The sequence below is a fragment of the Methylotetracoccus oryzae genome (assembly GCF_006175985.1).
GTDB classification, from domain to species: Bacteria; Pseudomonadota; Gammaproteobacteria; order Methylococcales; family Methylococcaceae; genus Methylotetracoccus; species Methylotetracoccus oryzae.
The window spans coordinates 152604-173427 of sequence record NZ_SRSH01000006.1 but is presented as its reverse complement, the minus strand read 5'-3'; the positions used below and the strand labels follow the sequence as shown (position 1 = coordinate 173427).

The following is a 20824-nucleotide window of genomic DNA, read 5'->3' as shown; positions in this document are numbered from 1 at the left end:
GCATGATCGCGCCGGCCTGCCACGACACCATCGCCGCGATTGCGACGCCCCCCGGCCGGGGCGGCGTCAGCATCGTCCGCGTGTCCGGGCCCGGCGTCGGTCGGGTCGTCGCCGCCATCCTCGCGCAGACCCTGGATGCCCGGCGCGCCCGGCTGTGCCGCTTCCGCGACCACGACGGCTCCGTGATCGATGAGGGCCTCGCACTGTATTTTCCCGGCCCTCACTCCTTTTCCGGCGAAGACATGCTGGAACTTCACGGCCATGGTGGTCCGGTCGTCAGCGACCTGCTGTTGCAACGCGTCCTCTCCGCCGGCGCGCGCCTCGCCCAACCCGGCGAATTCACCGAACGCGCCTTCCTGAACGGGAAGATCGATCTTGCTCAGGCCGAGGCCGTGGCCGACCTGATCGACGCCGCGACCGAACAAGCCGCCCGCTCCGCGCAACGCTCACTGCAGGGCGACTTTTCCAAGCACATCGCCGCACTCTGCGACGAACTCGTCTGGCTGCGCACCTATGTCGAGGCGGCCATCGATTTCAGCGACGAAGAAATCGACTTTCTGAACTCCGGTCAGGTGTCCGCCCGACTTGGCGAGTTGTCGACCCGCCTGGACGCCCTCGTCGCGACGGCGCGGCAGGGCGAATTGCTCCGCGACGGCCTCACCGTCGTCATCGCGGGTCGTCCCAACGTCGGAAAATCCAGCCTGTTGAACCGTCTGGCCGGTCGCGACACGGCGATCGTCACCGACATTGCCGGCACCACGCGCGATCTGCTGCGAGAGCACATTCAGATCGACGGACTGCCGCTGCATGTGATCGATACGGCGGGAATCCATGATGCCCCGGACCGCGTCGAACAGGAGGGAATACGGCGTGCCCGGGCCGCGATCGCCGAGGCGGGCCGCGTACTGCTGGTCCTCGACGATCGCTTTCCCGAACAGGGAGAAGAACTGTTGCAGGAACTGCCGGCCGGCGTGCCGATCACGCGAGTACACAACAAGACGGACCTGACCAACGCCCCACCGCGAATCGAGGTCACGCCCTCGGGCACACATGTGTACCTGTCGGCCGAAACCGGTGCCGGTCTGTCCGAACTGCGTCAGCACCTCAAGGATTGCGCCGGCTATCGGAGCGAGGAGGGCGGGATATTCATGGCCCGCCGCCGGCACCTGGAGGCGCTCCGCCGCACCCGCCAGACTCTCGATCAGGCGATGATCAATTGCGGGGCCTCAAACCCGGAATTGTTCGCCGACGACCTTCGCGCAGCGCACGAAGCCCTCGGGGAGATCACCGGCCGCTTCACGACCGAAGACCTGCTGGGCAGCATCTTCAGCAGCTTTTGTATCGGAAAGTGAGCCGAAGCGGCGCCAACGCCGGCCATCCATCTAACGGGTTGGCACCCGCCAACGCACGGCCGTCCGATCAAACCTTCGAGCCGCACCACCGCGGATAGCCGTCATTGATGCTGCGCAACCCGATTACGAAAACCGGGCTGCGGGTATGGCGCATCCGGCCGCCCAGGGCGACCGGATACCGGTGGGCGAACCTATTACAGGAGTTCCGGGGGCACGTTGCCGCCGTTATCGGCAAGCTTCTGGAGCACGGTTTTGTGCAGCCAGACGTTCATCTTGGCAGAATCGCCCATCAGATCGGCCGGGCAACCCAGCTCGGTAGCGAGCTCCTTGCGAGCCGCCAGGCTGCTGTCCAGGCCCAGCAGCTTCATCAGATCGACGATAGATGTCTTCCAGTTCAACTTTTCAGGGTTCGCGGCAGCGCGGCTGTCGAGTTGCGCGGTGACGTCGACCAGAGCGGCGCCGGCGGCCCCTGCGGCTGGCGCCGAAGCAGCGTGGGCACTGCCGAAACCGAGCTTTTCAAGAATCGTACTGAACAGGCTCATCTGACTGACTCCTTGTGCGTTGAAGAGCCACCAGTGTACCGAAAGTTTGCCGGTACCGGGGAACACCGGACACCCGGGAGGACAACTGCCTTGGCGCCGGTATGGCCGCGAGTCGGGCCCGCAGAGGCTTTATCCCTGTGCCGCCACGGCCTTCCCGGCCAAGTTGACGCCGCTCATTGCGGTCGACAGACCCAGGCCTGAAGAATGCCAGCGACAAATTTCCGATATGCGCTTTTTGAATTAGACTACAGCCGCTTGACGGCGCCGCACTCCGCCGCTCGCCGCGTACGCTCCGCAAGCAAGCCCGTCCGTCGCCCTTGGGCGGCGGTCAACTGAGCCCTGAAGAAGCCTCCGGGGCAAGCAATCACGCCTTTAGTTTGGAAACCGATCGCCCACCCTCACGTTTCTCCCGAGGTTTCCATGCTCAAGCCAATCCCGACGTCGACGCTGTCGCTGCAGCAAATGCCACCTTCCGACGCCGGACGTGTTCAAAACCCCGACGCACGGCCGTGGCGGTTCCCGCTGGCCATCCTGATCGTCACTGGCCTGATCGGGGCTGTCAGTGCGTCCGCATTCTTCCGCGCCCGCGCTCAGATGCGCCAGGAGTTCCAGAATCAGCTAACGGCCATCGCGGAACAGAAACAGCAGCAGATCCAGCAGATGTTGACCGACATCAAGGTCGACGCCGATCTCTATGCATCGGCCGAATCCGAGGTCGCGCAATCCATCGCACGGTGGATTGGCGGCAAGCGGAACACCGCGTTGGAATCGACCATTCGCCACCGTCTGGAAGCCATCGCCACTGCGCACCATTACCTGTCGATCGCCCTGTTCGATGCGTCGGCCCATGACCTGTTGGTGATCGGCTCTCCTGATGCAACCGAGCACGCCGCTTCAGTGGCGGCCATCCTGTCCGCAGAGCGAGGTTCACTGGTCGACCTGCACCGCAATGCCAACGGCCGGATCGAATTCGGTATGCTCGCGCCGGTAAGAATCCCCGGGGCGCCGTCCCCCGCCGTGCTGTATCTGGCCAAGGACGCCGCAACCTCCCTTTTTCCGCTAGTCGAACGCTGGCCGATTCCAACCGAATCGGCAGAGACGTTCCTGGTCCGGCCGGAGCGAGACGGTGTCCGCTTCATCAGCCCCTTGCGCCACCGGCAGGAACCTCCACTGAGTCTGCTTAAGCCCCTGTTGTCCCCGGGGCTTCCCGCCGCGTCCGCAGCGCGCGGTGAGCACGGCATCCACCGCGGCCCCGATTATCGGGGCGCGCCGGTTCTGGCCTATACGACGCCCATTGCCGGAACCTCGTGGTCACTGATCGCCAAGATCGACGCGGCAGAGGCGGACGCGGGCGTCAGGCGCCTCGCCACGTGGACGGTCGCCGTCCTTTCGCTGCTGGTCCTCGGGCTCACTGCGATCGGTTTCGCATGGTGGCGGCACGATCGCCAACGGCGAGCGATCTCGGCGCTGCTGGACCGCCAGGACTCCGAGGCACGCTTCCGGGTGCTGTATGAGAATGCGCCCGTCGGGATCGCCCTGATCAGTTCGCTGACAGGCCGCATCCACCAGGCCAATCAGCGCTTTGCGGAAATCGCCGAGCGTCCGCGCGAGCTACTGGCCACCCTCGACTGGATGCAGATCACCCATCCCGATGACGTGCAGGCCGACCTGACGCAAATGGCGCGCCTGAATGCAGGCGAGATCACCGAGTTCCGGATGAACAAACGCTACCTGCGCCCGGATGGTTCGGTGGTCTGGATCAACATGACAATCGCTCCTCTCGGAATCGATATCGGCCAGGGTCCGACTCACGTTTGCATGGTCGAGGACATCACCGCGCGCATCGATGCGGAAAGCGCCCTGCAACGCAGCGAAGAGCAGCACCGCCTCCTCTTCGAGACTTCCCCCCATGGCATCGTTTATCAGGATCGGAGCGGGGCCATCGTCGACGCGAACCCGACCGCCGCCTCGATACTGGGCGCGAGCGTCGACGAACTGCGTTCCCTGGACTCGCGCGCTTCCCGCTGGCAAGCGATCCATGAAGATGGATCCCCGTTTCCCGGAGACACGCATCCCAGCATGGTTGCGCTGACCACCGGCGAACCGGCACACGGCGTTCTGATGGGGATCTTCAACCCCGCCCGCGGGCAACATGTTTGGATCAAGATCGACGCCATCCCACTGCGTGCGGCCCCGGGCGGCGACGTCTGCGCGGTGTACACGATCTTCGAGGACGTGAGCCAAAATCGGGCTGCCGAGCACGCGTTGCGGGAAAGTAACGCCCGTTACGACGATCTTGTTCGCCGGATACCCGTGGGGATTTACTCGATCCTCCAGCGCGCCGATGGCACGGCGCGCTTCGACTTCATCAGCGACCGACTCTGCGCCCTGTCCGGGGTGAAGAAGGAGGACGCGCTGGCCAATTCGGGCGTTCTCTTCGACACCCTGCACCCACAGGATCGCGAAGCGTTCGAAGCCGCTCAGAGCCGCGTGGCACGCACCCTTGAGCCATTCCGCTGGGAGGGCCGCTTCGTCGTCGGGGACGACATCCGCTGGCTTCGACTGGAGTCCGATCCCGTACCCCTGGCAGGCGGCGACATCCGTTGGAACGGTGTCTTCATCGACGTGACCGAGCATAAACGGGCCGACGAGGCGCTGCGGATCAGCGAAGCGCGCCTTCGTCTGGCCCTGAAGGCCGCTCGTCAGGGGCTCTATGATCTCGACCTGCGGACCGGGGCAGCGATCGTGAACGACGAGTACGCGTTGATGCTCGGCTACGACCCGCGCCAGTTCCATGAGACCCATGCGCGTTGGCTGGAAAACCTCCACCCTGACGATCTCGACGCGGCGCAACAGGCCTATCAGGACCATATCGACGGCAGGAGTGACGACTACCACGCCGAATTCCGGCAACGCACGGCGTCTGGCGACTGGAAATGGATCTTGTCCACAGGGCGCGTCGTCGAGCGGGATACAGAGAACAACCCGCTCCGGATGCTCGGCACCCATACCGACATCGACGAGCGGAAGGCCATGGAGGCGAAATTGCGGGAAAGCGCGTTTTTCCTGCGGGAAAGTCAGCGGGTAGGACAGTTAGGCGGCTGGCGCGCCGATCCGGCGAACAACACGCTGATGTGGACGGAGGGCGTTTACGAAATCGTCGAGATGCCCGCGGATTACCAACCGGACCTGGCCACCGGACTCGATTTCTACCTGCCCGGCTCGCGCGAACGGGTTGTGGAAAGCCTCCAGCACACGCTTACCACAGGCGAACCGTTCCGGATCGAGGTCGAAGTGCGCGGTGCGCGGTCCGGAACCGTCAAGGCGACCGAGCTGCGCGGCTTCCCTCACTATCGGGCCGATGGCGGCATCGACTACCTGATGGGGACACTCCAGGACATCTCCGAACGCAAGCTGGCCGACCAGCGGGAAGCGGCGCGCATCCAGGCCATGGATCTGATCGCCCGGAATGCCCCTTTAGGCGAAATCCTCGATGCCATCGTGCACGCCGTCGAAGCCGGCCAGCCGGGAACGCTGTGCAGCATCCTGTTGCTCGACCCCGAAGGCAAGCACCTGCTGGTCGGTTCCGCCCCGAATCTTCCCGAGTTCTACAATCGCGCCATCCATGGGCTGGAAATCGGCCCATCCTCGGGCAGCTGCGGCACAGCCGCACACAGCGGGCAGCGCGTTATCGCCGCCGACATCTCGACCGACCCTTACTGGAGCCCATTCAGGACGCTTGCGGCCAGCGCCGGCCTGGCTTCCTGCTGGTCCGAACCCATCCTTTCCGCCAACGGTCAGGTGCTCGGCACCCTGGCCATCTATCATCGACAGCCCGCGTGGCCCACTGACGGGGATCTGCGCCTGATCAAGCAGGCCGCCGATCTGGCCGCGATCGCAATCGACCGCTTCCACGTCGAGGCCGCCACAAGGGCCAAGAGTACGTTCCTGGCCAATATGAGCCACGAGATCCGAACTCCGATGAATGCCATCCTGGGTTTGAGCTACCTGTTGCGCAAGGAGCCCTTGACCCCGACCCAGGGCGATCGTCTGACCAAGATCGAACAGGCAGCCCAGCATCTGATGAGCCTGTTGAACGACATCCTCGATCTCTCGAAGATCGAGGCCGACCGGATCGTATTCGAGCACGCCGATTTTTCCCTGCCCGAACTGCTGGAACACACCCGGTCACTGGTGGCGGATGCGGCCCAGCAGAAGGGCCTTCGCATCACGGTCGACGCCCGCAATGTACCGCACCGGTTACGCGGCGATCCTACGCGGTTACGACAGGCGCTGCTCAACTATGCCGGGAACGCCGTCAAATTCACCGAACACGGCTCGGTCACGCTGCGCGCGCGCGTGTTGGAGAACACGGGCTCAACCCTGTTGATCCGATTCGAGGTGGAAGACACCGGGCCAGGCCTCGATCCGGGGCGCCGCGAGCGCCTGTTCGCCCCTTTCGTCCAGGCCGATGCGTCGACCACCCGGAAGCACGGCGGCACGGGTCTTGGCCTGACCATAACCCGCAGTCTCGCGCAATTGATGGGAGGCGATGCGGGCGTCGACAGCACTCCCGGGTGCGGCAGCACCTTCTGGTTCACGGCGCGGCTCGAACACGGCAGCACGATCGAGTCCAGCGACGAAGTGCCGGATGCCGATTCCGCTCTGAATGCCTTGCGCCGTAAGCATGCCGGAACGCGCATCCTTCTCGCCGAAGATGACCCCATCAATCAGGAGGTCGCCCTGGAACTGCTGCGGGCGGCACAACTCCACGTGGATACCGCCGAGAACGGCAGAACCGCCGTTTCCCGCTGCGCGAGTGCCGCCTATGATCTGGTGCTGATGGATATGCAGATGCCGGTCATGGACGGGTTGGAGGCCACGCGTGCCATACGTGCGCTACCGGGTTATGCGGCCACACCGATCCTCGCGATGACTGCCAATGCCTTCGAGGAGGATCGGAACGCCTGCCTCGAGGCGGGAATGGACGATCACATCGGCAAACCCGTCGTGCCGGAACGGCTCTACCTGACCCTGCTGCAGTGGCTGGAACAGCCAGCCGTAAACGGCCCGGCGCCGTGAGCGCGCAGGCGACACGGCGTCAATGAGTCTGCAGCCAGCGACTGGATTCCTCGGCACGGATGTCGTGGTGCCCACGCAGTCGACCACCCGTCTCGGATACATCGCAACGACAGCCTAGCGACGGTCTTGCTTGTCCCTTGAGGCCGCCATGCCCGGATCCGGCAGCACCCTGGCCAGCATTTTACTGATCCTCGACCAGTCCTGTATGAGCGCAGTGCCGATCTGCCGGATCTCCCCAGCCTCGGCGCCGCGGCGCAGCGCAAGACCCAGCGCGTCCGCCAACGCGGCGACACTCTCGATACCCAGGTTGCCGGCCGCTCCCTTCAACGCGTGCGCCAGTCGTCCGATCTCTACACGCTTGTCCTCAGCCAGGAGCTCCGCGAGATGCTGCAGGTCCGGCGGATGCTGATAGACCAGCATCGAGAGAAATCGGAGATAAGTCGGCATTTTGCCGCCCGTGTGGCTCAACCCTGCCTCCACGTCGAGGCCCGGTATCGCGGCCAGGCGCTGCCGGTACTCGTCCTCAACCGAAACCTCCGCGGCATTGACCGGTCCATCGATGGTGCTAATGGTCCTGACGGGTAACCACTTCAGCAAGGTCGCGTATAGGAGTTCAGGATCCACGGGCTTGGCGACGAAATCGTTCATGCCCGCGTCCACGCAATCGCGCCGGTCCTCGTCGAACACATTGGCGGTCATGGCCAGGATCGGGACTGCCCGACGCTCCGGCATCGCACGGATGAGGCGCGTGGCCTCCAGCCCATCGATTCCAGGCATCTGCACGTCCATGAGGATGAGGTCGTAAGCGTTGGCCCTGACCTTCTCCACGGCCTGCTGCCCGTCCCAGGCGACATCCACCAATAGCCCGGGTGCCTGCAACAGTTGCAATGCGACCTCCTGGTTGATGGCGTTGTCTTCCGCCAACAGCAGACGGGAGCCCGTGTGGTTCCTTCGCAGCTCCGCCTCGGCCCAGGCCAGCGAGACACCGGGGTCGAGCGGAGCCCCTTCCTCCCCCCGCTTCAACCGGACCGTGAACCAGAACGAGCTGCCCTGACCGGGTTCGCTGTCCACACCGACGGTGCCTCCCATCAGACGGGCCAGACGTCGGGTGATGGAGAGTCCCAGACCGGTACCACCGTGCTTGCGGGTGGTCGAGGCATCGGCCTGCTCGAACGCCTCGAACAACCGCGCGGCTTCCTCCGGCGCAATGCCGACGCCAGTGTCCTGGACAGTGAAACGGACCAGCAAACCCTCAGCGTCCTCCCCCAGCAGCAGCGCCCTCAGGCTGATCGAGCCGCTCTCCGTAAACTTCACGGCGTTGCCCGCATAATTGAGCAGCGCTTGACGCAAACGCGTCGGGTCGCCCTTCAGCCACAGCGGCACATCGTCGCCATCCACGTCGACTGTGAGGCTCTTGGCGCGGGCCTGTTCCGCGATCAGCGAACGCACGTGATCGAGGATGCTGGCCAGCGGGAAGTTCGCTTGCTCCAGTTCCAGCCGGCCGGCCTCGATCTTCGAGATGTCGAGGATGTCATTGATGATGGAGAGCAGGTGCCGCGCTGCCCCATCGATCTTGCCCAGCCGCTCCAGTTGCTCCGGAGTGGGGTTATCGCCCCTGAGCAGATGAGCCAGGCCCAGAATGGCATTCATCGGCGTTCGGATCTCGTGACTCATGTTCGCCAGGAAGGCGCTTTTCGCCCGATTGGCGCCTTCTGCTTCCGCACGCGCGGCGACCACATCCCGCGTCCGCTGTTCCACCAGTTGCTCCAGATGTTGGCGATGCGTCTCCAGTTCCAGGAACAGTGCCTTCTTTTCGGTGACGTCCTCTTGCACGGCCACGTAGTGGGTAAGCCGGCCATCGGGCTGACGCAGCGGCGAGATGATGGCATCGTCGACGTACTCGCTCCCATCCTTGCGCCGGTTGAACAGTTCGCCCCTCCAGGTCTGGCCTTGCGCCAGCATGGCCCGCAGGCTGCGGAAGGTGTCGGCCGGCGTCTGGCCGGATCCCAGGAATGCCGGGTTTCGCTGCAGGGCTTCCTCTCGCGCATAGCCGGTGTTGCGGCAAAAGGCATCGTTCACGTACTCGATCAGCGAGTTCGTGTCGGTGATGATGATGCTGGCCGGACTCTGCTCCACCGCGAGCGCCAGCTTGCGCAGCTGGTCCTCCGCCTGCTTGCGGTCGGTGATGTCGGTAAAGGTCACCAAGGTGCGCTGATCCGGCAGGCGGGTGACATGAAACTCGATGTCGCGGGGAACCCCATCGGCACGGTGAACGGAGTAGACTCTCGCCTCATCCAACGTGCCCTCGTCCTCGCGAGCCATCACATTTTCCTGCCAGGCTCGCTGCACCTGTTCCCGATAGGCCGGCTCGGGGTAAGCCCTCCTGAACATCGTGTCGAAGTCCGGAATGTCAGCCAGCCGATACCCCAGCAACCGGGTGGCGGTCGGATTCAGGTAAGCCGTCGTGCCTTCCGTGTTGATCAGCAGGATGCCGTAGGGCGCGTTCTGCATCACGGAGAGCAGATTCTCGCGGCTCTGCAGCAGCGCCTGCTCGTTCAGCTTGAGATCATGGATATCCGTGCAGGTACCGAACCATTTCAGAATGTTTCCCGCGTCGTCGACGGCCGGAACGCCCCGGATCAGCCACCAGCGGTACACCCCATCGGCCCGCCGCAGGCGGCATTCCAGGGCGTAGGTGGCATTGGTTTCGACCGCGTTCCGCCACGCGACCCAGGCCCGGCTCCGATCATCGGGATGGAAGGGGATGTTCCAGCCGTGGCCGGAACTCTCAGCCAGAGACAGCCCCGTGTAATCGGCCCACTGATGGTTGAAATAGGTGTTCCGGCCATCTGCATCCGTGGCCCAGACGATCTGGGGCATGGCTTCAGCCAGCAAGCGGAACTCCCGCTCGCTGGCCGTCAGCGCGTCCGCCAGCTGCTTCCGCTCGGTGATGTCCTGCACGATGCCCGCCAGTGCCAGCGGTCGACCCTGTTCGTCGTACCGATGCCGCCCTTTGGCCCAGATCGATCGCAGCGCACCGTCCGCGCGCCGGATGCGGCACTCGAAGTCCCAGTCGGCACCGCTGGCGGTCGCGTCGCGGAAACACCGGTCCACGTGGTCGCGATCGTCCGGCACGACATGCTCCAGGAACATGTCGTAGGTCCAGAGCGGCAGCGCCTCCTCGTAGCCGAAGATCCGGTCGTGCAGCAGGGTGCGCATGGCAACACGGGTGCCCAGATCCAATTCCCAGGCGCCGACGCCGAGCGTCTCCAGCGCGAAACTCAAACGCTGCTCGCTGTCCGCGAGGCGCGTTTCCGAGTGTTTCAGCCGAGAGATATCCAGCACGATACCGCGATAAAAACGCTGGCTGCCGTCGGCATCGAGCACCGCCTGCCCTCTCGAAAGTAACCAGCGTTCTTCTCCCAGCGGGCTATTTGCCACCCTCCATTCCAGATAGAAATCCCCGCCGGTCCCAACAGCCGCATGCAGCTTCGCGATGGTGGTATCGCGATCATCGGGATGGACGCTGGACGCCCAGGCTTCATAGGATGGCTCACAGCTGCCCGGTTCCAGGCCTTAGAGACGCCAGATGCTGTCAGACCACAGGACTCGATTGCTCTTTAGATCCCAATCCCAGAGCCCCGCGTCAGCCGCATCCAGCGCAAACTCCAGACGATCCCGCTTCGCCTCGAGATCCGATGCCTGAATACGCTCGATCTCCCCCGCCAGGTCGAACAGTTTCTGGTGAATCCGGCTAAACAAGACCCCCATCGATGTGAAGATGGCGAAACTGACCAGGTGACGGGAATCCGCCACGACCCAGGAGAGCCGCGGCTCGACGAAAAAGAACGCGGCCAGCCCGACCGAGAGTATGGTGGCGAGCAGCCCGGCGTAGAGTCCGCCCAGCCAGGCGCTGAAAAAAACAGCGGGGTAGAAGAACAGCCAGACGAGGGGAGGGACGTGGGGCCATAGCACCCACTGCAGCCCGCAGGCCAGCAACGGGATCAGCGCACCCCACACCAGGGAATACGGAAGCTCGGGACGACGCAAGTTCTTCATCGTGATGACTCTGCGGGCGCTGTTCTTTTTGGTTGATGGCCTTATACCCCGCGGGGGAAATTATGCTACGAATCGCCCTGATCCGCTTCGCGTGATCACCGTCCTGCCGCCAGCTCGAAGGCGCCGCCACCGAGGTGGTCCTCGGCATCAGCAGCGCGCCGACGCCTTCTGACCGATCCATTTACGGGATAATCCACTGCCGGATTGCAGACTTCAAAGGAACTTTTCGATGGCCTCGATTTACGATTTTCTCGCTTCGCTCAGCATGTGGGAGATCGCCGCGCTGTTCGGTGCCAGCTATACGCTGGTCAGCATCGCAGCGATCCCTCTGCGACGCTGGCTCGTCGGGCGGGATGAAACCGGCCATCACGAGGCACTCGATGCCGTGTTCAACTCGGTTTCCGCGCTCTACGCAATCCTGCTGGGTTTGATCCTGGTCGCTGCCTGGCAGAACTTCCAGGATGCCGAGGCCGAACAGATCGATGAAGCCAACCGTCTCGTCAGCCTGTTTCGTCTGTCCGGCGGACTGTCCGAACCGGAAGCACAGAAGATCCGATCCAGCTTGTATCGGTACGCACAATCGACGGTCGACGAGGAGTGGGCCTGGATGGACTCGCTGTACCGGCAGACACACGGGGTAACCACCGGCATCCCCAAGGCTTTTGCGATCCACAACGAACTCTGGTCATACTACGTTCGCTACACGCCGAAGGAAGCGCGCGATGAGATCACGCTGAATCATTCGATGGAGGAACTGATCCGCTTCACCGAAGACCGGCGATCGCGTCTGCTGGATGCAAAACCTTATCTGCCATCGGACGTCTGGCGCCTCCTGTTCGGGGGGGCGGTCGTCGTCATGGTCATGGCGGCCTTGTTCACGCAGGGCAGGAACGGCCTGTTCGCGATCATGAGCCTCGCCCTGGGGGCCTCCATCGCCTTCGAATTGGCCGTGGTCATTTCCGTCGACCACCCTTACGCCGGACGCACGGCCGTGGAACCCAATGCACTGCGCAATGCGGTTCAGGTCATGGAGCATCTGGCGCTGACGGAGGGCCTGACATTCGATGCGTCCAGCCCGGGCGTGACCAAACCGCCAGGTTCCCAGCCTTGATGCCGACAACTCCCCGCGACCGCCGCGGCAGGGCGGCCGAACGGCCGCGCTAATCGAGCCGCCCCATGGGCTCACGGACGTCCGGCTCGATCTCGGCCTCACCCGCGGGGCTCAGCTGCCGCAGGGGAGATCATCGGGGGGCGGCACATTCGGTCACAAGTGGCGCGACCCTCGCGCCCCCTCCAATCGACAGTCTTGCAATCTCGGTCTCGGGTCGTTATACACCTAGCTTGAATAACGGCGCCCGAAATGCGCTGCAGCGCGCTCTCGAACGGGATGCTCAAGACAGCCGCCAGGCGCTCGAGCGCGTTCGCCATACCGACCACGGACTGGCAGCCACCGACCAGCAACAGCCCGCAAAGGGCACAGCCGAATCGCATGAAACGACTCACCCACCCGATCTTATCCCTGGCCATCGGCGCGTCCACGCTCACTGCTTGTGCCACCAACCCGATCACGGGCCGCAGTCAGGCCGCGCTGGTCAGCGATGCGGAAGCCGCGAAATCCTCGCAACAAGCCTACAGCCAGCTCGTCGCAGAAGCCCACCGCGAACGCGCGCTCGACACCGACCCCGCCACGCTGAGCCGCGTGCGTACGATCACGGACAAGCTCGTGGTGCAGGCCCAGAACCTACGCCCGGAAACACGCGCTTGGCGGTGGGAAGTGCACCTCTTGCGCGTCAACGAGGTCAACGCCTGGTGCATGGCCGGCGGCAAGATGGCCGTCTATACCGGCCTTCTCGACAAGATCAAGCCGACCGACGACGAACTGGCGCAGGTGATGGCGCACGAAATCTCGCACGCACTGCTGTCGCACCAGGCCGAAAAAATGTCCCGGGTACAGATGCAGAAGGCCGGTTTGCAACTCGGCATGATCGCCGGCGCCATCGCTGGGTATAACCTTCGTACGGTGGCCGGACTGGCCGATTCCGCCGCGACCCTCGCGCTGCAGTTGCCGAACAGCCGGGAAGCCGAGAGCGAAGCCGACGCCGTCGGCATGCAACTCGCCGCTCGCGCCGGCTACAACCCGCAGGCGGCGGTCAGCCTCTGGGAAAAAATGCTGCACGCCAGCGGATCCCGCACTCCGGAAATCCTCAGCACTCACCCCAGCCCGGAAACCCGGATCGACGCGATGCGAAAACTGGCCGAGAAATACATGCCGGTCTATCAACAAGCCTTGCACGGCCGCGGCTAGGGTTCAGGCCTCAATTCCCAGGACCGGGGCTGGCGCTCGCCCGAGAGCCACACGGCGCAACGGCGGGGATGCCGCGGGTCGGGATTACCGAGGGCAGAACGTCGACGCCGCCTCAGCTCAGCGATGCCGACGCTTGCCGCGCTACAAGGTCGAGGCATTACCCGACCCCAGTGATGCTTGCGATGCCAGGATTTGCTTTCATTCCAGCGGCCTGCAGGGCCTCGCCCTCGGCCGAAAACACATGTCGGAACTCCCCGCCCACACTACTCGGCCAACGCTGCCGGTGAGCAGCACTTCTCGGTGCTTCCCGCCGGCCATCCTCGCCTTGATCGGAACTACCGGCTCGGGATTTCTGGCATTCCTGGTTCATGGCGCAACCTGGTTGGTGCGCTGAGTGGCTCCCCACATTGCACCACTCCTACAACCGTTTTGCCTCCGGCGGGTGCAATGCTCCTACTCTCGGATCTTATCCGCGGTGTCACGGCAGCAACAAACTCCGCCCCAGCAGCAATGGCTGGTAGGTTTTCCAAGGCAGTTCCAATACCTCGCAGAGTGTAGGAACGACATCCCACCGGTTGCCGTGCGGCTGCAGCGCAACGTTCGACGCCAGAAAGGCGTTCGGCGCATGGGCATGAATCCTGGCACCCGGCGCATCGAAGCCATGGTCGGAGTACACGAGCACCACCTCGGGATGCAGCCGGTCACGCAAATAGCCCAGTTGGGCATCCAGTCTGATCATCTCCGCGTTCCACTGCGCCGACCCAGCCCCATATTGATGCCCGGTACGATCGGGGGCGGCGAAATGAACGTAAATGAAATACTGCCAGCGATGTGTCGACTGGTACCAGGCGACGTACTTCGCAATGTGCTGTTCGACGACTGCCATGGTTTCGTCGGTGGTGAGGCTATGGTTCCTCGGGATCTCGGACGCATTAAAATAGCCATCGAGTCCCCCGGCCTTGGCCCAAACAGCCAAGTCGTACCACGGCTCGCGACGGCCATCCTTTAGTAGATCATCTCCCGTGTGTTGGGGTTTCGAAAAGATCGCACTCACGAAGGTTTCCGGCCGCTCCCGCTTGACGATACCGAAGATCGTCCAGCCCGGCTGGATCTTTGAGTCAAAATCCTTGTTGGTGCGAACCCCAGTGATATTGTAACCGAGTCCGGTGAGCACTTCGGCATGTCCCGGCTTCGTAGCGGTGACGGGCCCACCGAACATCGGCACGACCTTCAACTCCGACAGATGGGGGAGCTTTCCGGCACGCATCAACCTTTGCGTCAGCGTCAGATCCATCCCGTCGTAACTCACCAGCAGCACCGTCTCAGGCGCTGCCCACGCGCCAGCGCACCAGGCCAAGAGAACTGCCGCGACGATCGCGAAAAACCCATGGTTTCCTGCGCAGGATTTTTTCTGGATTCCGTTCATTACACCCCCCAATGGGTAAACGTTTTTTGAATCCCTCTTCACTGAAGCCGGGCTGTACCACTCCTACTCTTTGAACGCCGGCGTAGACGATTTCACCGATTGCCGCTGGGCCCGGTGGATGACCTTCTTTTGGTTTGATGGTTGTGAGGCGCTCTCAGTGAATTCGCCTACGGAAAGACGCTATCACGCTCGCTTTTCGCTCGAATCGGTGAATTTACCTACCTCTCGTGTGCTCTGTCCTGTAGATAATTGACAGGACCTCTAACTCGTACGGAAAAGACCGAATTCGCGCATGGACGCAGGGTGAATCGCTAACTGGGAAGAGGATGGCGCACGCCATCGCGCGAACACGCCGTTTGCAGCAGGGTGAGACAATCTAGCGGTGGGACACGGAGAAGGCCGGATGCAGCTCGGCATGATTGCCGGCGCCATCGCCCTTCGACTGCCAAACAGTCGCGAGTCAAGCGGATGGCGCTGGCATGCAACACGCCGCTCGTGCCACCTACCGCCGCGCGGAGTACCCGTATCAACGGCCGCCGGCCTCAGCTCAGCGATGGCGACGCTTGCCGCTCCGTGACTTTGAGGACTTACCTGAACGGTAATGCTTGCGGTGCCCGGACTTGCTTCGGTAGTGACGCTTCCCGGAATGCGCATGCCGCTCGGGCACCGCATCTCCGGCGTCCATACCTTCGGCCATCGGCACTTCCGTCGGGTCCGTCAGCCCAGCCCGCGGCGCTGGCGGAACCGGCTCGACCGGGAGCATGTTCCGGATACGTTCACGCGACCCACCGTCACTGTCGAATCCCCCAACCGACGGACTGCCGAAACCGGGTCGGGTCCAATGCCTGGGTGGGGGCAACGGGGGCGGTTCCGAAACGGTGGGATCGATCTGTTCCACCGTGTCGGGCACGGTAAAGCCGCGCTCCCGCCGCTCGACATCCCGACGATAAAGCCACTGCCGCATCTCGTCCAGTTCGGTCAGGCCGGAATTGCCATCGTCACCTTTGGCACCTTCGAGATCGGGCCGCAACGCGTTGGCATCCGGCGATTGCCGCTTCGGATACCACCGCCAGTCGCGGGCTGAGGCTGGCCCCAGCACCATAACCAAAGCGAGACCCAGTGCCAGGTGTCGCGTCACGCTCACGGCTGCCACCCTAAGCCCGCATCAGCGTAAGACATGGCACTCGCATCCGCCGAAATCGCGGCGGCCGTGGAGGAGGAGAAGATCCATGGTCGATCCGTACTCCGTATTCCGAAAGGCGAAGCGCTGGGCGCGGGCCAAGCGGCGAATTGCAGGGAAGAGGGCGAAAGCCGCGCGGAACGCAAGGTCCAGCGCCGAGACAGCGAGTAGCAACGGAGAGAGTCCAGCAACCAACGAAACACTCCACTGCGTCTGCGGCCGAAGCACGGGCTCGCGCAGCGAATCGGCGCGCAGTATTGCAGCAATGCTCGCGTCCGGCAAATCGGTGGGACCGACCCGAGGGCTTACAACACCACATCGAAACCTTCGAATTGCGGATGCCCGAGATACAGGCCCTTCGCGCCGCCGGCACTGGCATGGGCCTTCCGGAATGCTTCGGAGTGGGTCCAATCCTCGAAGGCCGCCCGCGAGTCCCAGATCGAATGCGATGCGAAGAGCGTGCACTCCTCGGTGGCCGGGCCACGCAGCAGGTTGAACTCCCGAAAACCCGGCACCTCGTCAAGGTAGGTTTCGCGCTTGCGCCAGATTTCCACGAACTCATCCTCGCGTCCCGGGGCAATCCGGAAGCGGTTCATAGCAATGAACATGTCGGTCACTCGTCTGTCGAAAACGCCCGGAACGGGTCCAGGCAGGCCCATCCGTCATCCCACCCCACTCGGCACCTAAAATCAGACTAGGCCTCGGGGCTGCTGTCAAAGGTCAAAATGACCGATTTACCGGTACGGGTGTTGGTCGCACGGAAGGTTGCGACACCCGCATCGAACTCCACACTCTCGATGGCAACGGGCGGGTCGTCATAATCGGCCTCGGCAATCCCCAGGCGGTCCATCAAGTCCTGATTTTCCTCGGCGGTCAATGTCATGTTGCCGTCGTCATCGATCTCCATCGCTCGCTCCGTGTCGGGCCAAAAGCTCACAAGAGTAGCGCCGCGTCCGCCGACTTGCCACCACAACCCTCGCTCTGACCGCAGCCACCGCAGGAAGATCCGTGGCTAACCGGAACGAGGTCAGCGGCAAAAGGCACGAGGCGCCAGGGTGCGGCCCCAGGGCCGCACCCGCCCCACGAGACCGCCGGCCGTCGGCGGATAGGGACGATCGAGCGGATAACCCGCCGCCGCAAGCGCGCCAGCGGTCCACGTATTGCATGTGTTGAACAGATGAAAACGGCCGCGCCCCGGGTAGAAAGCCCCGCTCCCCGCGCGGCCACCCGGTAGTGGCGCCGTACGTGCCGATGCCGCTCGATCGAAGCTGTCGTGAACGTAACGCAGCAGACTTTCCAGGCGGGGCGGCGACAGATCCAGTGCGATCAGGTCGCTACAGGCGAAGACCGTCTCGGGCGGACTACGTAGCCCGGACATGAAGACGACGCTGGGCGACGGCCAGAGCGCGGCTTTCACGGCCATCCAGACGCCCGGGTCGGCTGCCTGGTAGAACTCGCGCTCGCCCCAACCGACCTCGACAAAATCGGCCTCGGGAAAATCCCCGCGTTCCGGCCATAGCCGGGCGGACCCCGCGTTACGCTCGACGATCAGGCCCGCGTGCCAACCCTGACCCAACAGGTAAACGCGTGGCCTATTGTCGAGACGACCCGCTGCCGCAGGCTCGAAGCGGGTCGTGCCGCATGCCGCGAGCAGCGTTCCGAGCACAAGCAGAGCGAATAAACGGCAACATCCGTTCTCACGGTCGAAATCCCTGGCAGCGACAGGCGTGTCAAGCGGTCGCGGGCTGGGCGCTGCGTTTCCGCGCGCGTCGTTTTTCAGGTGTCGACGGCGCCAAGTCTTCATTCGCGTCGGACCAGGTGTGGGCGGCCGCCTCGCTGCCGGCACATCCCCCGTCGCGGAACCCGCGACCCAGTGCATTGTTCAGTGGCAGCAGATACCACAGCGTCATCGCGCTGAACGCGATGCCATAGCTGCCGTAGTAGCCAACGCCGTACACGGCAGCGGACATGGCGCGTCCGACCGGAGACAACAGGGAACGCCGGCGCGGTGCCAACGCTTCACCGGTGCGGCGCTCCGTGCGCGCCGGAGCACTCGGGTTTCCGTCGTCATCGGCGTCCAGCGACACGCCCGCGCGCTGGTCCAGCGTGCGACTCAGCGCGGCAGACAATTTGACCCTTTTCGTCATATCCGGAGCTTCTCCCGACTCGTCGACCTCAGGCCGCAATGGTTTCGCAAATCCACCGGTAAAGCCCTCCAATCTCCACAGCACCCCGCCCCCGGGGCTCGAATTCCTGTATCGCCTTGCCGACGGTCAGACAGTGCACGAACGCCGCGCGCTGCGTGATGCGCACCGGGACCAAAGGCACCTGATAGCCGGCCACGGCCTCGGCCGCCTCGTCGGCCAGCGAGCCGCGCGGCGGCACCGCGTTCAGCACGACAGCGGCTGGCGTGCCGGCCAGCCGTGCCAGATCGATCGTCGTACCGATCGCATGCAAATCGAGGATCGCCGGACGGCAGGGAATCAGGATCAGATCGGCCGCCCGCGCCGCGGCGAGGGCCGCACTTTCGGAATGCGGCGCCGTGTCGATGATGACGGCCGCCATACCGCCCTTGCGGGCCGCCTCGATATGCCGTTCCAGCCGATTCGCCTGCGCCGAAACGACTTCGGGCAGCGGCTCCGAGCGGCTATCGCCCCAGGTTGCCGCACTGGCCTGGGGATCGAGATCGATCAGCGCGCATCCGACGGATCCATCCCGGGTCGCCGCGACGGCGAGATTGATCGCCAGCGTCGTCTTTCCGGCGCCTCCCTTTTGCGAAATAACCGCGATGGTGATCATTAGTCCCACCGTAACCGAGAGCCTGAGCGCGGGTCAAGATCGGGGGCCCGGGCAGCGCCTCACCGGCCCGAATTCGGCGGCACCCGACACGCTGGTTCATATGCCCCGCCGCGAACGGTGGCTTTGCACCACGCCCTAGCGATGTGGCGGCCCGCCGGTCCTGCAAGCCTTTGAAAGTGCGTTTAGCCCACGAAAGGCCCGGTAGTTGCATGCACTTCAACGCATGATCTAGCCGAGGTAACCCGTGATCGCCATAGACCCCACGACCGCATCGCGCCAGACGCCGAAAACCGGCATTCCCGGATTGATCGAAAACTGGAAGTCCGACCTGACTTCCGGCTTTCTGGTCTTTCTGATCGCGCTACCGCTGTGCCTCGGCATCGCGATGGCCTCCGGCTTTCCTCCGATGGCCGGCATCATCAGTGCGATCATCGGCGGCGTGGTCGTCTCGCGTATCAGCGGATCGTACGTCACGATCAATGGCCCGGCGGCCGGGCTGATCGTGGTGATCCTGTCGGCCGTCCAGTCGCTCGGCGAAGGCGATGCCATGGCCGCCTACCGGTATACGCTCGCCGCGATCGTGGTCGCCAGTCTCCTGCAGATCGTCATGGGGCTGCTGAAGGCGGGGCGGCTCAACGCATTCTTCCCGGCGTCGGTCGTCCACGGCATGCTGGCCGCGATCGGCATCATCATCATGGCGAAGCAGTTCCATACGCTGCTGGGAGTCAAGCCGGAAGCGAAGGAACTGATCGACACGATCCTCGAGATCCCGCACAGCATCGCAAACTTCAACCCCGAGATCGCCTTCATCGGAGGCGTCGGTCTGCTGATCCTGATGGTCTGGTCGCGCGTACGCAACCGCTATCTGCGCATGGTCCCGGGTCCGCTGCTCGTGGTGCTGGTCGGCATGGCGCTGGGTCAATATTTCGATCTGGATCATCAACATGTCTACATGTTCCTGCCGAACGATCCGGCCATCCCCCATCACGAGTTCACGGTCGGCCCCGCCTTCCTGGTTGCCGTCCCAGAACATTTCTTCAGCGGGTTTTACTTTCCCGACTTCTCGAAGATCGGGACAGTTGCCTTCTGGGGCGCCGTGCTCAGCATCTGCCTGGTCGGCAGCCTGGAATCCCTGCTTAGCGCGACGGCCGTCGACAAGCTGGACCCCTATCGCCGGCAATCGGATCTGAACCGGGATCTGACCGCAGTGGGAATCGGCAACACCCTCGCCGGTATGATCGGAGGCCTGCCGATGATCGCCGAGATCGTCCGCAGTTCGGCCAACGTCGGGAACGGCGCGCGAACCGGCTGGGCCAACTTCTTCCACGGTGCATTCCTGCTGTTCTTCGTCGCACTGTTCCCGCACTTCATCCACGAAATCCCGCTCGCATCGCTCGCGGCCCTGCTGGTCTACACCGGCTTTCGGTTGGCCTCGCCCAAGGAATTCGCCAAGACCATGGGCATCGGCTGGGAGCAGTTCGCACTATTCGTCATCACCATCGTGGGCGTGCTGGCCACGGACCTCCTGATCGGCGTGCTGCTGGGGATCCTCGCGAAGTTGCTGATTCACGTGGCCCGCGGCGTCACCTTCCTGAATCTCTTCAAGATCATCTACACGGTCGAGAAGGCCGGCTCCGATACCTACCACATCGCGGTAACCGACTCGGCGGTCTTCTCGAATTTCATGGGATTGAAAGGCGATCTCGCCGCGATTCCCGCCGGCAAGACCCTCATCGTGGACTTCTCGAACACCACGTTCATCGATCATACCGTCATGGAATTCATCGACCATTTTCAGGCCGACTACAATGCCCGGGGCGGACGGTGCACGATTGTCGGTCTCGAGCATCACGAGCCGTTTTCCGACCACCCGCTCGCGGCGCGCCGGGCCAAGTCGAACGGAAACGGCAAGGGCCGGGTGAACAAACCCAGCGCGCAAATGGGTTGAGTTTTCGTATTGGAGACGAGCTTAAAATCCGGCCGGTGGCTCTCTGCCGAAGTCCCGGCCATGGTGCGCTGCCCCTGAGCGCGCCTGCGCCACGCAACGACCAGATTCAACATTTCGGGTGAGCCTGACCG

The 20824-nt window shown here is 63.6% G+C and carries 16 protein-coding genes; 6 read left to right on the top strand and 10 right to left on the bottom strand.

The features are described from left to right. Positions 1–2 precede the first annotated feature (2 nt). Complete coding sequence (gene mnmE, locus BWR02_RS08120; protein ID WP_139557249.1) at positions 3–1352, top strand: tRNA uridine-5-carboxymethylaminomethyl(34) synthesis GTPase MnmE; 1350 nt, start codon at positions 3–5, stop codon at positions 1350–1352. A 194-nt stretch (positions 1353–1546) separates the two neighbouring features. Here mnmE and BWR02_RS08115 read toward each other — a convergent pair whose 3' ends face one another. After that, positions 1547–1894 carry a DUF3597 domain-containing protein gene (locus BWR02_RS08115; protein WP_139557248.1) on the bottom strand — a complete coding sequence of 116 codons (348 nt, stop codon included), beginning with the start codon at positions 1892–1894 and terminating at the stop codon, positions 1547–1549. A 420-nt stretch (positions 1895–2314) separates the two neighbouring features. On the opposite strand from BWR02_RS08115, the gene BWR02_RS08110 reads away from it, so the two are divergent. Further along, a complete protein-coding gene (locus tag BWR02_RS08110) occupies positions 2315–6976 on the top strand; it encodes a PAS domain-containing hybrid sensor histidine kinase/response regulator (protein ID WP_139557247.1) in 4662 nt (1553 codons plus the stop codon). A gap of 114 nt (positions 6977–7090) precedes the next feature. Here BWR02_RS08110 and BWR02_RS08105 read toward each other — a convergent pair whose 3' ends face one another. Further along, positions 7091–10549 (bottom strand): PAS domain S-box protein, encoded by a 3459-nt coding sequence (locus tag BWR02_RS08105; RefSeq protein WP_236102042.1) that lies wholly within the window; start codon positions 10547–10549, stop codon positions 7091–7093. A gap of 3 nt (positions 10550–10552) precedes the next feature. After that, positions 10553–11035 carry a DUF4118 domain-containing protein gene (locus BWR02_RS08100; RefSeq protein ID WP_139557245.1) on the bottom strand — a complete coding sequence of 161 codons (483 nt, stop codon included), beginning with the start codon at positions 11033–11035 and terminating at the stop codon, positions 10553–10555. 229 nt (positions 11036–11264) lie between these two features. Here BWR02_RS08100 and BWR02_RS08095 point away from each other — a divergent pair, with 229 nt between their 5' ends. Together BWR02_RS08095 and BWR02_RS08090 are read left to right on the top strand one after the other, a co-directional pair. Then, entirely contained in the window at positions 11265–12146 is an 882-nt protein-coding gene (locus tag BWR02_RS08095) for a bestrophin-like domain (protein WP_139557244.1), read from the top strand. A gap of 249 nt (positions 12147–12395) precedes the next feature. Next, on the top strand, positions 12396–13340 hold the full coding sequence (locus BWR02_RS08090) for a M48 family metallopeptidase (protein WP_201276196.1): 945 nt from the start codon (positions 12396–12398) through the stop codon (positions 13338–13340). Between the two features lie 478 nt (positions 13341–13818). Here the strand turns inward: BWR02_RS08090 and BWR02_RS08085 are convergent, their stop codons facing one another. Beyond that, on the bottom strand, positions 13819–14766 hold the full coding sequence (locus BWR02_RS08085) for an alkaline phosphatase family protein (protein ID WP_139557242.1): 948 nt from the start codon (positions 14764–14766) through the stop codon (positions 13819–13821). A 547-nt stretch (positions 14767–15313) separates the two neighbouring features. Then, on the bottom strand, positions 15314–15910 hold the full coding sequence (locus BWR02_RS08080; protein ID WP_139557241.1) for a hypothetical protein: 597 nt from the start codon (positions 15908–15910) through the stop codon (positions 15314–15316). 33 nt (positions 15911–15943) lie between these two features. On the opposite strand from BWR02_RS08080, the gene BWR02_RS20840 reads away from it, so the two are divergent. Further along, positions 15944–16117, top strand: a complete 174-nt coding sequence (locus tag BWR02_RS20840; protein WP_162560073.1) for a hypothetical protein — start codon at positions 15944–15946, stop codon at positions 16115–16117. 134 nt (positions 16118–16251) lie between these two features. On the opposite strand, the gene hmuQ is transcribed toward BWR02_RS20840, so the two are convergent. The 5 genes from hmuQ to parA form a co-directional block, all read right to left on the bottom strand. After that, complete coding sequence (hmuQ, locus tag BWR02_RS08075) at positions 16252–16554, bottom strand: heme-degrading protein HmuQ (RefSeq protein ID WP_139557240.1); 303 nt, start codon at positions 16552–16554, stop codon at positions 16252–16254. 86 nt (positions 16555–16640) lie between these two features. Then, positions 16641–16853 carry a hypothetical protein gene (locus tag BWR02_RS08070; protein WP_129883370.1) on the bottom strand — a complete coding sequence of 71 codons (213 nt, stop codon included), beginning with the start codon at positions 16851–16853 and terminating at the stop codon, positions 16641–16643. Positions 16854–16973: 120 nt separating this feature from the next. Then, complete coding sequence (locus BWR02_RS08065) at positions 16974–17612, bottom strand: DUF2459 domain-containing protein (protein ID WP_162560072.1); 639 nt, start codon at positions 17610–17612, stop codon at positions 16974–16976. A 64-nt stretch (positions 17613–17676) separates the two neighbouring features. Beyond that, positions 17677–18093 (bottom strand): hypothetical protein, encoded by a 417-nt coding sequence (locus BWR02_RS20835; RefSeq protein WP_162560071.1) that lies wholly within the window; start codon positions 18091–18093, stop codon positions 17677–17679. A gap of 28 nt (positions 18094–18121) precedes the next feature. Continuing rightward, the gene (gene parA, locus BWR02_RS08060; protein ID WP_139557238.1) at positions 18122–18745 is read right to left on the bottom strand and encodes a ParA family partition ATPase; all 624 of its coding nucleotides are present in this window, start codon (positions 18743–18745) and stop codon (positions 18122–18124) included. Between the two features lie 253 nt (positions 18746–18998). Between parA and BWR02_RS08055 the strand changes: the two genes are divergently transcribed. Beyond that, positions 18999–20693, top strand: a complete 1695-nt coding sequence (locus BWR02_RS08055; protein ID WP_139557305.1) for a SulP family inorganic anion transporter — start codon at positions 18999–19001, stop codon at positions 20691–20693. Positions 20694–20824: the final 131 nt, after the last annotated feature.